The organism is Methylobacterium sp. EM32 (assembly GCF_040593685.1).
Taxonomy (GTDB): domain Bacteria; phylum Pseudomonadota; class Alphaproteobacteria; order Rhizobiales; family Beijerinckiaceae; genus Methylobacterium.
On the sequence record NZ_JBEXZS010000145.1, the window covers coordinates 117247 to 129653 of the forward strand.

A 12407-nucleotide genomic window follows, 5' to 3' on the forward strand; every position below is an offset into this window, starting at 1 on the left:
CAGATCCGGACAACAGCAAGCCGAGTCCGCGATTTCTTCAGGCCGGCACCCGCACCGTCGCCCTGAGGCCCCCGAGCGGCGAATCGTGCAACGCCACGTCGCCGCCATGCGCCCGGGCGATGTCGAGGGCGATGGCGAGGCCGAGGCCCGATCCGCCGGCATCCTGGCGGGCGTCGTCGAGGCGCACGAAGGGCTTGAACACCTCCTCGCGCAGCTCAGGGGGAATGCCCGGGCCGTCGTCGTCGATCGAGACGGCGAGCCAGCGCGCCTCCTGGCGGGCGGTGATCGCGATGGTGTCGCCGTAGCGGGCGGCGTTGGAGGCGAGGTTGAACAGGCAGCGCCGGAACGCGTCGGGCCGGACCGTCACGGTCGACTGGCCCTCCAGCGTCACCTCGGAGACGTGGCCGCCCAGACGCTCCACGTCGGTGCGCACGTCCTCGAGCAGCGCCCGCAGGTCGATCGCCGCGGCCGGCTCGCCGGAATCGCCCTTGGCGAAGGCGAGGTAGGCCTCCAGCATCCGGCTCATCTCGTCGACGTCGCGCTGCAGGTCGTCGATCTCGGGCGTCTGCGGCAGCAGCACCAGGGAGAGCCGGAAGCGCGTGATGATGGTGCGCAGGTCGTGGCTCACCCCGTTGAGCATCGTGGTGCGCTGCTCCATCGCCCGCTCGATGCGCCGCTTCATCTCGATGAAGGCGTGGCCGGCCTTGCGCACCTCGCGGGCGCCGCGGGGGCGGAAATCGAGCTCGCGGCCCTTGCCGAAGCTCTCGGCCACGTCGGCGAGGCGCAGGATCGGCCGGATCTGGTTTCGCAGGAACAGGATCGCGACGCCGAGCAGCACCATCGACGAGCCGCCCATCCAGAGCAGGAAGATGTGCGAGTTCGAGGCGTAGGCCTGGCTGCGCCGCGCGATCACCCGCATCACCCCGCCGGGGATCTCGACCCGGATCTCGATCAGGCTGGAGCGGCCGACCGTGTCGATCCAGAACGGCCGGGCGATCTGGCGGCGCAGCTCGTCCGACAGGGCCTCGTCGAGGAGCGAGAAGAACGGCCGCGGGCCCGGCGCCGGCAGGGCGACGCCCTCCAGGATGTCGACGTCGAGGTTCAGCCGCTCGCTGGCGATCCGCTCCAGGGTCTCGGAACCCTTGTCCTGGGGATAGCTCTCGTAGATGTCGATCAGGGCGGCGACGTCGGCGGTGACGGCGGCCGAGAGGCGCCGCGTCACCAGCTGCCAGTGCCGCTCCATGAAGGTGTAGGCGATCACCGATTGCAGCAGCACCATCGGGGCGATGATGATGATGAGCGAGCGGGCGTAGAGCCCCTTCGGCAGCCGGTCGCCGATCAGGCGGCCGAGCCGGCGCCAAGCCCGCCGGGGCGCCGGCATCGTTCCGGCGAGGGTCGGGGCGGGCATCGGCCTGAGCAGGTTTCGCAAAAGTGGCCTCCGGTTTTGCGATAAAAACCTGCGGCAAAGAAATCTGAGCCGACCTGCGTCGGCGTACCGACGTAGGTCGGCTCAGTCCAGGACCAGGCGGTAGCCGACGCCGCGCACCGTCTGCACGTAGCGCGGATTGGCCGGGTCGTCCTCGATGCGCCGGCGCAGCCGGTTCATCTGCACGTCGACGGTGCGCTCGTTGGCGGCGCCGTTGGTGCCGGTCAGCGCCTCGCGCTCGACATTGCCGCCGCGGGCCAGCGCCAGGATGGTCAGGATCTCGCGCTCGCGCTCGGAGAGGCGGATCGCCTCCTCGTCGCGGGTGAGCTCGCCGCGCTCGATGCGGAACTGGAACGGCCCGAAGCGCACCGCGTCGAGGGGGGCGGCCGTGCCGTCGGCCGGTCCCCGGGCGCTGCGGCGCAGGATGTTGTTGAGGCGCAGGATCAGCTCCCGCGGCTCGAAGGGCTTCGGGAGATAGTCGTCGGCGCCAATCTCGAGTCCCGTCACCCGGTCGTTCGGGTTCGAGCGGGCGGTGAGCATCAGGATCGGCACCTGCGAGGTCAGGCGGATCTGGCGGGCATAGTCGAAGCCGGTCTCGCCCGGCATCATCACGTCGAGCACCACCGCGTCGAAGACGAGGCTGCGGCCCCGCGCCCGCGCCTCGGCGGCGCTGGCGGCCGCGGTCACCCGGTAGCCGTTCTCGCCGAGGAAGCGGGCGAGCAGGTCGCGCAGGCGGCGGTCGTCGTCGACTACCAGGATGTGGGGGGCGTGGTCGGGCAGCTCGGCCCGGACGCTGAGGGCGGGGCCGGCGCTCACGAACGGGCCTCGCTCTCGGCCGCGGCTTCGCCGCCGGCGATGAGCCGGCGCACCGCCGCGCGCTCCTCCGGCTCGATCATCGCGAGCAGGAACCGGCTCGCCGGCTCGCGCAAGCCTGAGCCGGCCTCCTCCAGCGCCCGGCGGACCCGCCGGCCCTGGACGCCGGCGAGGCGATGGGCGAGCTGCCGGCCTTGCGGCGTGCAGGTGAGGAGGCGATGGCGGCGGTCGCTGGTGCCCGTCCGCTGCGCGATGTAGCCCTGCTCGATCAATTCCTTCAGCACCCGGTTCAGGCTCTGCTTGGTGATCCGCAGGATATCCAGGAGTTCGGCGATGGTGAGGCCGGGATGGCGGTCGACGAAGTGCAGCACCCGGTGGTGGGCGCGGCCGAAGCCGTACTCGGCGAGGATCCGGTCGGGATCGGCGACGAAGTCGCGATAGGCGAAGAACAGCAGCTCGATCAGGTCGTAGGCCGGCGCCTCGCCGTCTTCAGAGAGGTCTTGCCCGCCGAGGTCTTGCGCGGGCGCGTCCGGGGAGTAGCCTACCTCCGGCAGGTCCTCGTTGGCGGCGTCCGGGATGGGGGCCGGACGGGTCCGGGCGGCCTGGGTCACGGGTCGCACCTCTTCGCGGAAGCGGGGCTTCGCGGGCCCTCGTCATTTATGTCAGTCTTGTTGACATATCTCAGCCCCATTGATACCCGTCAACCCCGCCGGCGAAACGAACGTACGCCCCGCGCCCCGCTCAAGCACGAACGTTGCGCGAGAACCAGCCAGGCGGAAACGAACGCATACGAGGATCATCGTCATGTCCGTCATTCCCTTCGACCAGCGTGAAGGCCACATCTGGGTCGACGGCCGCATGGTGCCGTGGGCGGACGCGAAGATTCACGTACTCAGCCACGGCCTGCACTACGGCTCCAGCGTGTTCGAGGGCGAGCGCGCCTATGGCGGCGAGATCTTCAAGTGCACCGAGCATTCGCAGCGCCTGCGCCGCTCGGCCGAGCTGCTCGACTTCGAGGTCCCGTACTCGGTCGCCGAGATCGACGCTGCCAAGCGCCTGGTGCTGAAGGAGAGCGGCCTCCGGGACGCCTATCTCCGCCCCGTCGCCTGGCGCGGCTCGGAGATGATGGGCGTGTCGGCGCAACACAACACCATCCATCTCGCCATCGCGGCGTGGGAATGGCCGAGCTACTTCGACCCGGCGACCAAGATGAAGGGTATCCGGCTCGACCTCGCCGATTACCGCCGGCCCGATCCGCGCACCGCGCCGTCGGCCTCGAAGGCGGCCGGCCTGTATATGATCTGCACGATCTCCAAGCACCGGGCCGAGAACAAGGGCTACGCCGACGCCCTGATGCTCGACTGGGAGGACAACGTCGCCGAGTGCACCGGCGCCAACGTGTTCTTCATCCAGGACGGGGTGATCCACACCCCGACCGCCGACCGCTTCCTCAACGGCATCACCCGCCAGACCGTGATCGATCTGGCGAAGCGCCGCGGCTACGAGGTGGTCGAGCGGCGCATCCGCCCCGAGGAGATGGCGGGCTTCACCGAGTGCTTCATCACCGGCTCGGCCGCCGAGGTCACCCCGGTCTCGGAGATCGGCCAGTACCGCTTCACCCCGGCCGCGATGACCAAGACCCTGATGGACGACTACACCGCCGAGGTGCAGCCGCGGGCCAAGGCGGCCTGAACGGAGGCGGCCTGAACGGGCGCCTGAGTCTCGCCATTGCGTGAACTGAAGAGGCCCCGGGCGGGAGACCGCCCGGGGCCTCTTCGCGTGGACCGCCGTGGTTTCCGGGGACAAGCCGTGCCTGCGGCGCTCGGACCGGGAACGCGGGCCGGGGCTTCCCCGTTGTCTGGCTGGAACATTCAGAGAACACGAGCACTCTCATGACCGCCAAGACCAAGCAGGCCGAGACCGAGCACCACGAGACCGAGAACCCGAAGCAGGATCCGAAGGACACCTCGAACCGCATCAAGGACCCGAAGGACTGGACCACCGGCTCCGAGCCGATGACCGGGGCGCAGGCCTCCTACCTCAAGACCCTGGCCGAGCAGGCCAAGGACGAGGACGCCTACGATCCCGACCTCGACAAGGCCGAGGCCTCGCAGCGCATCGACGCCCTGCGCAAGGAGACCGGCAAGGCCTGAGGCGGCTCGCGTCCCGCCGCGCGGGGCGCGATGTCGTTCGAGACTATCGGCGAGGCGCCGCTCCCTCTCTGCGACGGGGGAGCCGCGCCTCTTCTTTTGCATGGCGCGACCTCGAAGATCAGGCTTACCCTGCGTCCGGCGCGGCCCGAATCGAGGTGCCTGCCCGGCGATGGCGAGCGCGGTGTCGGATTAGCCCGTCGGATTAACCCTCGGTGAGGGGGTCTCGCCTATAGTCCGGCGCGGCGGACCGGGAGAACTCGACGTGCGTGGCAGATCGCGGGTGACGGAGGCGCTTCGCCGCTTCCGGCGTGAGCAATCCGGCGCGACGGCGATCGAGTACGCGCTCATCGCGACCTTGATCTTCCTCGCGCTGACGAGCGCGCTCGCCGTCTACGGCAGCACGGCCGGCGGCCTCTACAGCAACCTGAGCAACAGCATCGGCACCGCTTTGCGCTGAGGGCCGGATCCTCCGCCCGTCACTCCGCCGCCAGCCCGAGATTGTCCAGGCATTGCCGGATCTGCCCGGCCAGGATGTCGGCCAGCGGGTTGGGCTCGCCGGAGCGGTGGCGCATCAGCCCGATGCGGCAGGCCGGCAGGGCGGCGAAGCCCTCCTGCGGCCCGAGCACCCGCATGCCGGGGCGCAGCGCGCTCTCGGGCAGCACCGAGACGGCGAGCCCGGCCAGCACCGCAGCCCCGACCGCGGTCGAGTTCCAGCTGACGAACAGGATCCGGCTCTGCCGGCCCCCGCGCTCCAGCGCCTCGATGGCCGCCCGGCGCCAGTTGCAGGCCGGCCGCCCGAGGGCGAGGGGCACCGGCTGCTCGGCATGGACGGCATGGCGGCTCGACGTGACCCAGAGCAGCGCCTCGGTGCGGATCGTCTCGATGGTTCGCCGGCCCTTGTCCTTCGTGGAACCCTTGGCTTCGGTGACGATGGCGAGGTCGATGTCGCCGGCGGCGATCCGCTCGGCCAGCATGTCGGTGGGCTCGCAGATCACCGTGACCTCGGCCCGCGGATGGGTGCGGGCGAAGCGCCCGAGGATCTCCGGCAGGTAGCGGTCGACGTAGTCGTCCGGCAGGCCGAGGCGCACCCGGCCGGCGAGGTCGCCCTCGTCGAAGGTCGCCAGGCACTCGGTCTGCAGGCGCACGATGCGCCGGGCGTAATCGAGCAGGCGCTCGCCGTCGTCGGTCATCCGCGCGCCGCGGCCGGCCTTGGCGAAGATCTCGCGCCCGACCCGCTCCTCGAGCCGCTTCATCTGCATCGAGACGGCGGACTGGGTCTTGTTCACCGCCTCCGCCGCGCGGGTGAACGACCCGCTCTCGGCGATCGCCACCAGGGTCCGGAGCTGGTCGATGTCGAGGGGATGCACCGGGTCGCTCCATTATCAATCCGCGTGATGTGACACATCTCAATCATTCGCTCAACGCATCGACCGAGCTAGGCTATGACGGTGGGGCGGATGAGCGCGGCCGGGCCGGGACGAGGCCCAGGATCAACCCCATGACGAGGCATGCCGACACGCTCCCGCCGGAGACCACGATGACGATCAGTTTCGCCCCCCTCTTCGGTGTCCTCTCGCTGGCGCTCGGCGCCGGTCGCAAGGCCGCGCAGATCGTGGCCCGGATCGTCACCCTGTGGATCCACCGCCGCGCCGCCTACCGCCTCGCCGAGCTCGACGACCGGGCGCTGAAAGACATCGGCCTCACCCGCAACGACGTGATGGGCGTGCTCGACCTGCCGTTCGCGCAGGACCCGACCGTACCCCTGGTGCATCGACGCCGCGCGCGGCGCCAGCCCCCGCCGCCGGCCGTGACCGTGCGGCTCGCCGCTCGCGACGGGCGCGCGGTGGAGGGGCGGGCGCGGGAGGCGTGAGGCGCCTCTTCTGACCAGATGACGTCGAGAAATGAGGCGCGGGATTCCTCTTCCTCTGCGGGGAGATGGGATCCCGTGCCCGTTTTGGTGGGCGCCACGAGAGTTGCCACCCTCCATGTCATCCCGGGGCCGCGCAGCGGAACCCGGGATCCATAACCGCTGAGATTTCAGAGAGAGGCGGAACGCTGGTCGCCTCGTCCGGCACCGGCAGTCCTCGAAAGCGGAGCCTACACCGCTCGCCCGCAGGATGTCGGCGCGCCGCGCGCCTTCATCCCGCCCTATCCTACCACCCACGCCACCGGCAGCTCCTCGACGCGGCGGATCGCGGCCGAGCCGCGCACGGTCAGCGGCCGCTCCAGGCGCAGATCGGGCAGCCTCGTCAGCGCCCGCAAACCCTCCTCCAGCTCGATCCGGGCCAGGGCCTCGCCGAGGCAGCGGTGCACCCCGCCGCCGAAGACCACGTGCCAGCGCGGATGGTCGGTCCGGCGGATGTCGAAGACGTCCGGATCGGCGTAGAGGGCCGGGTCGCGCATCGCCGACAGGGTCGAGATCGAGATCAACGCGCCGGCGGGCAGCACCGCGCCCTCGAGCGGGATCTCGGCCAGGGCGAAGCGCGGGAACGAGCCGACCGCGGGCTCGAAGCGCAACGCTTCGGCCACCGCGCCCGGGATCAGCGCCTCGTCGCGGCGGACCGCCTCCCACTGGTCCGGATGCGCGAGCAGCAGCCCGGCCTGGATCGCCAGCGCCGCGCGGGTGGTGTCGCTGCCCGCCACGATCAGGGAGACGATCTGCATGCGCGCCTCCGCGGCGGCGTCCGGATCGTCCTCGGCGATCGACGGCAGCAGGGCGGAGATCAGGTCGTCCCGCGGGGCGCGGCGGCGCTCCGCCACCAGGTCCTCGACGTAAGTCATGAGCCGGTGCGCCGCCTCGTCGGCCTCGGGGTAGTCCTGCGGCCCCCAGGCTGAGGTGAGGGCGCGGGACATCGCGTAGACCCACGCCGTGAAGGCCGGCACATCCTCCTCGGGCAGGCCGAGGATCATCGCGATCGCCCGGGCGGGGAGGGGGGCGGCGTAGTCGGCGAGCAGGTTCATCCGGCCGCGCGAGCGATGCTCGTCCACCAGCCCCTCGGCGATGGCGCGGATGCGCGGGCGCAGGGCCGCCACGACCTGGAACGCGAAGGTGCGGGCGATCGGCGCGCGCCGGCGCCGGTGGACCTCGCCGTTCGACAGGAGCACCGTCTGCCGGAAGAACTCGTAGAGCGGCCCCGCCGTGATGCCGCGCGCCCGAGCGAATTCCGTCTCCACCTGCCGCGTGCGCGGATCGGTGACGAGGGCCTGGACGTCCCGCGCCCGCAGCAGCATGACCACGCCGTCGTCGGTTCGGATGCAGGGCGCCGCTGCGCGGTGGCGCGCGAGCACGGCGTGGGGATCGGCCTCCAGCTCGGCCCGCGGGACGAGTGCGAGATCCGCCGGGGCGGCCGTGTGCGGGGATCCGGCCATCGTGGCCCTCCTCAGTGCGATCCGGTCGCTATCATGAACCGGACCGGGTCGGATTCCAGCCTGCGCGTCGTGACGGATCTCGCGCAAGGCCGGGCGATGTGAGTCCCGGCCTTTACCGCAGCGTCCACTGCCGTAAGCTCGGGCGGCAAAAGTCTTCAAAAAATCGCTCGGGGCGGCACCACGCGGGGAGGACGGCATGGTCAAGATCTTGGCGGGTCTGCGCATCGTCGAGGGGTCGGCCTTCGTCGCCGCACCGCTCGCCGGCATGACGCTGGCGCAGATGGGCGCGGACGTGATCCGGTTCGACCGCATCCGCGGCGGGCTCGACCATGCGCGCTGGCCGGTGACCGACCAGGGCCGCAGCCTGTTCTGGGCCGGACTCAACAAGGGCAAGCGCAGCCTCGCGGTCGACATGGCCACACCCCGCGGCCAGGAGGTGGTGACCCGCCTGATCTGCCAGCCCGGCGAGGGCAACGGCATCTTCCTCACCAACCTGCGGGTGCGCGGCTGGATGGACTACGACTCACTCCGAAAGCACCGCGAGGACCTGATCATGATGTCGGTCACCGGCGACCGCCATGGCGGGCCGCAGGTGGATTACACCGTCAACCCGGCGGTGGGTTTTCCCGGCGCCACCGGGCCGGAGGGCTCGGCCGAGCCGGTCGGCCACGTGCTGCCGGCCTGGGACTGCATCACCGGCCAGCAGGCGGCCCTCGGCATCCTGGCGGCCGAGCGCCACCGCCGCCTCACCGGCCGCGGCCAGGTGGTCGAGCTCGCGCTCAAGGACATGGCGCTCGCCATGCTGGGCAATCTCGGCATCATCGGCGAGGTGACGGTGAACGGCACCGACCGCCCCAAGGTCGGCAACGCCCTCTACGGCGCCTACGCCCAGGACTTCACCTGCCGCGACGGCGAGCGGGTGATCGTGGTCGCCCTGACTCAGAGGCAATGGGACAACCTCCAGGCTGCGACCGACACCAAGCCTGAGATGGACGCGCTCGCCGCCGAACTCGGGGCCGACTTGGCGCGCGAGGGCGAGCGCTACACCCACCGCCACCGCATCACGGCTGTGCTGGCCCCGTTCTTCGCGAGCCGCCGGCTCGACGAGTTCGCGGGCGACTTCCAGGCCCGCAGCGTCACTTGGTCCCGCTACCGCTCCTTCCGTCAGGTCGTCGAGGAGGATCCGGATTGCTCGACCGACAACCCGATGTTCTCCCGCCTGGAGCATCCGGGGATCGGGTCGTACCTGACCCCCGGCAACCCGATCGTGTTCTCGGATGTCGAGCGGGTGCCGCCGACGCGGGCGCCGAGCTTAGGCGAGAACACCGACGAGATCCTGTCGGAGATCGGGTACAGCGACGGGGAGGTGGCGCGGTTGCACGATGATGGGGTGGTGGCGGGGCCGCGGGGATGAGGGTGGTGGTGTCTGGTTGCTGCGAAAGACGCCGCGAGTGAGCGCCATACGGTTCGCACGGCAGGCGGCGGGGAGCTGACTCTAACCAGTTTGACTGTGCGAAGGTCTGCCCGAGGTGGGAAGCGGACCAGTGACTGACGCTGCGAAACAAGGCTGCTCCTTGGTGCGTTTCGTCATCATCAATCCCAGCCCGGAGACGACGATGAACCGATCCCTTGCTCTCGCCCTGGTCGCCAGCCTCGCTTTCAGCGGCGCTGCCCTCGCCAAGGACCAGCCCGGCGCGGACTGGATGACGAAGGCGGACCTGAAGAAGCACATGGAGAGCGAGGGCTACAACGCCATCGTGGTCGGGGCCGACGATGGCCATTGGGAAGGCGAGGCCGTCAAGGATGGCCGCATCGTCGAGTTCCACGCGGACGCAAAGACAGGCCGCATAACGAAGTCCGCGCCCAAGACCGAGAACTGATGCATTATAGCCGATGCGGTTCGTCAGGTATTAGACGTAGCGCGCGGGCGGTAGCAGCAGAGAGGAAGCCATGCGCAAGACTGGCTTCCTCATTCTCTCCGCATAAATCCTGGATCTGTCGGAGCGCGTCATCAGCGCTCGCCGTTAAGACCGCGCAGAACGTGCGTTCGCCCTCATCAAGCGAGCCATCGATCCTGCTGACGACTTGAACAAGATGTGCGACGCGTTTGCTCTTAGCCATGGTTCCGAATGTGAGGTGAAGGCCGCGTTAGAAAAGACTCGATCTACAAGAATGAGGAGCCTCCTCCTATGCTGGGCAATGGCGAGTTGATCTTACGGCTCTCGCTCGCGGCCGTGCTCGGCAGCGCGGTCGGGTTTGAGCGCGAGCGGTTGCTCTGGGCTGCGGGCATCCGCACGCACATGCTCGTGTGCGTCGGTGCTTGCCTCATCATGCTGGTGTCGGCCTTCGGCTTCAACGACGTGCTCGGCCAGAAAGGCGTCGTGCTCGACCCTTCGCGGGTCGCCGCGCAGGTCGTGTCCGGCATCGGCTTCCTCGGCGCGGGGACCATCCTGTTGCGCGGCGAGGTGGTGAAGGGCCTCACCACGGCCGCGAGCCTGTGGGCGATCGGCGGGATCGGATTGGCCATCGGTGGTGGCCTCTACGTGGCTGCCATCGCCACGACCGTGATCGTGCTCGTGATCCTCGCGGGCGTGAAGCCGCTTGAGGAGCGGTATCGCGATCGGCTTCAGGTTCTGCCCATCACCCTCACAGCACGACGCGGCACGTTATCAATCGATACGCTGCAAGAGGTTGCTGGACCCCGCTCTTCGCGGGTGCGCCAGTTCATCGTGCGGCAGAGCGAGGACGACCCGGAGATGGACGAGGTCAGCATCTCGTTCGTGCGGTTGTCGCGCACCTCGGTCAACGAGATCGCCGATCGCCTACGGAAGCACCCCGGCGTCGTGAAAGTCGAGCCCGTCAAGCCGTAAGATGGAGTAGGCCGACTTTCTTCGAAGGTCTCCTACGGGTCCAGGCCGTGTGAGAACGCGGTTCTGGTGGTTAGGTAGCTGAGCGAGCGCTTGCAGCGAACACGCGCGCACGGGTGAGTTACGCCCGGATCGCCGTGATCAGCGCTCCAACCCCGACGATCTGGATCATTCTCTTCATGTTGTAGGCCAGAACCTGCAGGCTCATCTCGGTTCTGACCTTCGCCAGTGTTCGGGTCAGGAAGTGCGTCGCCCCCATCCGGGCCTTCATCGTGCCGAACGGATGCTCTACGGTCTGGCGACGGATCAGCATCGCCTCCGGCATCCTATCGAGCCGCTCCTGCATGGCATCGAGCACGCCCTCATGCATCCAACGCTTGATCCGCCTCGCCTTCGTTGGCGTGCAGCGAGGTTTGAGCTCACAACTCGAGCAAGCCGTCGGATTACTGTAGGGATCCATGGCGTCATCACCGGACTGGCGGTCGGACCGGGCGGCCCCCTTGGTCAGATGCTGGCCGGCGGGGCAGGTGTAGTGATCTTTCTCAGCGTCGTATATGAAGTCTTGTCCGGTGAAGAGACCTCGCTTGGCGTGGTTTGATGTGAGTGTCTTGGGCACGCACGGCAGGAGGCCCGTGCCTTCACACGCCAGAACTTGATCGCCGTTGAGGTAGCCCCGGTCAGCCAGCACCGTGAGCGTGGCGCATCCCGTCGCCTCTTTGGCCAGGAGCCCCATCGGAACGAGCTGGGCGCGGTCGTTGCCGATGTTAGTCACGGCGTGGGCGACGATCAGATGATGCTCGGCATCGACCGCCGCCTGAACGTTGTAGCCGACGATGCCAGTTCCCTTGCCGCTGGTGGCCATCGAGCGAGCATCGAGGTCGGTCAACGAGACCTGCTGGTCGGGGGCCTCCTCGACCTGCTGGCGCATCGCCTGCAGGTCCTTGATCTGCTCGCGCAGAGCTGCGATCTTCTCGGCGAGCCGCGTCGTTCGTGCTTCGGCGACGTCACTCGGCTGGCGGTCGGCCCGGTCCAGGGCCGCGAGATAGCGCGCGACGCTCGCCTCAACCTGCGCCAGACGCGCCTCGACCTTGGCGACGGTGAAGTTCTTGTCGCGATTGTTGACCGCCTTGAACTTGCTGCCGTCGATCGCGACCACCGCCTTGCTGAACAGGTTCAGGCGACGGCAGAGGACGACGAACTGTGCGCAGGTGGCCTGGATCGCAGGTCCATTGTTCTTGCGGAAGTCGGCCAGGGTCTTGAAGTCGGGCATCAGCCGGCCGGTCAGCCACATCAACTCGATGTTGCGCTGGGTCTCGCGTTCGAGACGGCGGCTTGACGGGACGCGGTTGAGGTAGCCGTAGAGGTAGATCTTGAGAAGTGTCGCCGGGTCGTAGGCTGGACGGCCGGTCGCCTCGGGCACGGCTCTGGCAAACCCGAGGGTGGTGAGATCGAGTTCGTCGACAAAGACCTCGACGAGGCGGACCGGGTTATCCGCTGTCACGTAATCATCGAGGCAATCAGGCAGGAGCGTGCTCTGACGACGATCATCACCGACGATGAAGCGGGACATCCCGACCTCCTCAGATCGGTGACAAGCTTAGCAGATCAAAGCGTTTTCACACAGCCTCGATCGAAAGCAGCCCTCCGCCTCGCGGGGCCGATCGGGTTTTGACTCTAAGACACCCGTTCCTCGACCGGCCGCGCCGCCACTCCGAGACTCACCGCCTCCCGCCGCTCCAGCACCCCCACCGTCCGAAACGCCAGCGCCAGCCCCACCAC

13 protein-coding genes are annotated in these 12407 nt (G+C 68.9%); 7 read left to right on the forward strand and 6 right to left on the reverse strand.

Features of this window, described 5'->3' with window-relative positions:
- Nucleotides 1-37 precede the first annotated feature (37 nt).
- The 3 genes from ABZT49_RS19600 to ABZT49_RS19610 all read right to left on the reverse strand — a co-directional run bounded on the left by ABZT49_RS19600 (nucleotide 38) and on the right by ABZT49_RS19610 (nucleotide 2850).
- Nucleotides 38-1408, reverse strand: a complete 1371-nt coding sequence (locus ABZT49_RS19600; RefSeq protein ID WP_355288190.1) for an ATP-binding protein — start codon at nucleotides 1406-1408, stop codon at nucleotides 38-40.
- 102 nt (nucleotides 1409-1510) lie between these two features.
- A complete protein-coding gene (locus tag ABZT49_RS19605) occupies nucleotides 1511-2242 on the reverse strand; it encodes a response regulator (RefSeq protein ID WP_093571137.1) in 732 nt (243 codons plus the stop codon).
- The gene (locus ABZT49_RS19610) at nucleotides 2239-2850 is read right to left on the reverse strand and encodes a MarR family winged helix-turn-helix transcriptional regulator (protein ID WP_407943533.1); all 612 of its coding nucleotides are present in this window, start codon (nucleotides 2848-2850) and stop codon (nucleotides 2239-2241) included. Before ABZT49_RS19610 ends, ABZT49_RS19605 begins: the two co-directional genes overlap by 4 nt.
- Nucleotides 2851-3043: 193 nt before the next feature.
- Here ABZT49_RS19610 and ABZT49_RS19615 point away from each other — a divergent pair, with 193 nt between their 5' ends.
- The 3 genes from ABZT49_RS19615 to ABZT49_RS19625 all read left to right on the forward strand — a co-directional run bounded on the left by ABZT49_RS19615 (nucleotide 3044) and on the right by ABZT49_RS19625 (nucleotide 4849).
- A complete protein-coding gene (locus ABZT49_RS19615; RefSeq protein WP_355288192.1) occupies nucleotides 3044-3931 on the forward strand; it encodes a branched-chain amino acid aminotransferase in 888 nt (295 codons plus the stop codon).
- A 200-nt stretch (nucleotides 3932-4131) separates the two neighbouring features.
- Entirely contained in the window at nucleotides 4132-4392 is a 261-nt protein-coding gene (locus tag ABZT49_RS19620) for a DUF3072 domain-containing protein (protein ID WP_355288194.1), read from the forward strand.
- Between the two features lie 262 nt (nucleotides 4393-4654).
- The gene (locus ABZT49_RS19625) at nucleotides 4655-4849 is read left to right on the forward strand and encodes a Flp family type IVb pilin (protein WP_355288196.1); all 195 of its coding nucleotides are present in this window, start codon (nucleotides 4655-4657) and stop codon (nucleotides 4847-4849) included.
- A 19-nt stretch (nucleotides 4850-4868) separates the two neighbouring features.
- On the opposite strand, the gene ABZT49_RS19630 is transcribed toward ABZT49_RS19625, so the two are convergent.
- A complete protein-coding gene (locus tag ABZT49_RS19630; protein WP_355288197.1) occupies nucleotides 4869-5759 on the reverse strand; it encodes a LysR substrate-binding domain-containing protein in 891 nt (296 codons plus the stop codon).
- 170 nt (nucleotides 5760-5929) lie between these two features.
- Between ABZT49_RS19630 and ABZT49_RS19635 the strand changes: the two genes are divergently transcribed.
- A complete protein-coding gene (locus ABZT49_RS19635) occupies nucleotides 5930-6262 on the forward strand; it encodes a DUF1127 domain-containing protein (protein ID WP_355288198.1) in 333 nt (110 codons plus the stop codon).
- 278 nt (nucleotides 6263-6540) lie between these two features.
- Here ABZT49_RS19635 and ABZT49_RS19640 read toward each other — a convergent pair whose 3' ends face one another.
- Nucleotides 6541-7761 (reverse strand): cytochrome P450, encoded by a 1221-nt coding sequence (locus ABZT49_RS19640; protein WP_355288200.1) that lies wholly within the window; start codon nucleotides 7759-7761, stop codon nucleotides 6541-6543.
- A 196-nt stretch (nucleotides 7762-7957) separates the two neighbouring features.
- Between ABZT49_RS19640 and ABZT49_RS19645 the strand changes: the two genes are divergently transcribed.
- The 3 genes from ABZT49_RS19645 (at nucleotide 7958) to ABZT49_RS19655 (ending at nucleotide 10631) form a co-directional block, all read left to right on the forward strand.
- Nucleotides 7958-9175: a CoA transferase gene (locus ABZT49_RS19645; RefSeq protein WP_355288202.1), complete on the forward strand. Its 1218-nt coding sequence runs from the start codon at nucleotides 7958-7960 to the stop codon at nucleotides 9173-9175.
- Nucleotides 9176-9338: 163 nt separating this feature from the next.
- A complete protein-coding gene (locus tag ABZT49_RS19650) occupies nucleotides 9339-9641 on the forward strand; it encodes a PepSY domain-containing protein (protein WP_355288215.1) in 303 nt (100 codons plus the stop codon).
- 309 nt (nucleotides 9642-9950) lie between these two features.
- A complete protein-coding gene (locus ABZT49_RS19655) occupies nucleotides 9951-10631 on the forward strand; it encodes an MgtC/SapB family protein (protein WP_355288203.1) in 681 nt (226 codons plus the stop codon).
- A gap of 118 nt (nucleotides 10632-10749) precedes the next feature.
- Here the strand turns inward: ABZT49_RS19655 and ABZT49_RS19660 are convergent, their stop codons facing one another.
- Complete coding sequence (locus tag ABZT49_RS19660) at nucleotides 10750-12198, reverse strand: IS1182 family transposase (protein ID WP_355288205.1); 1449 nt, start codon at nucleotides 12196-12198, stop codon at nucleotides 10750-10752.
- Nucleotides 12199-12407 lie beyond the last annotated feature (209 nt).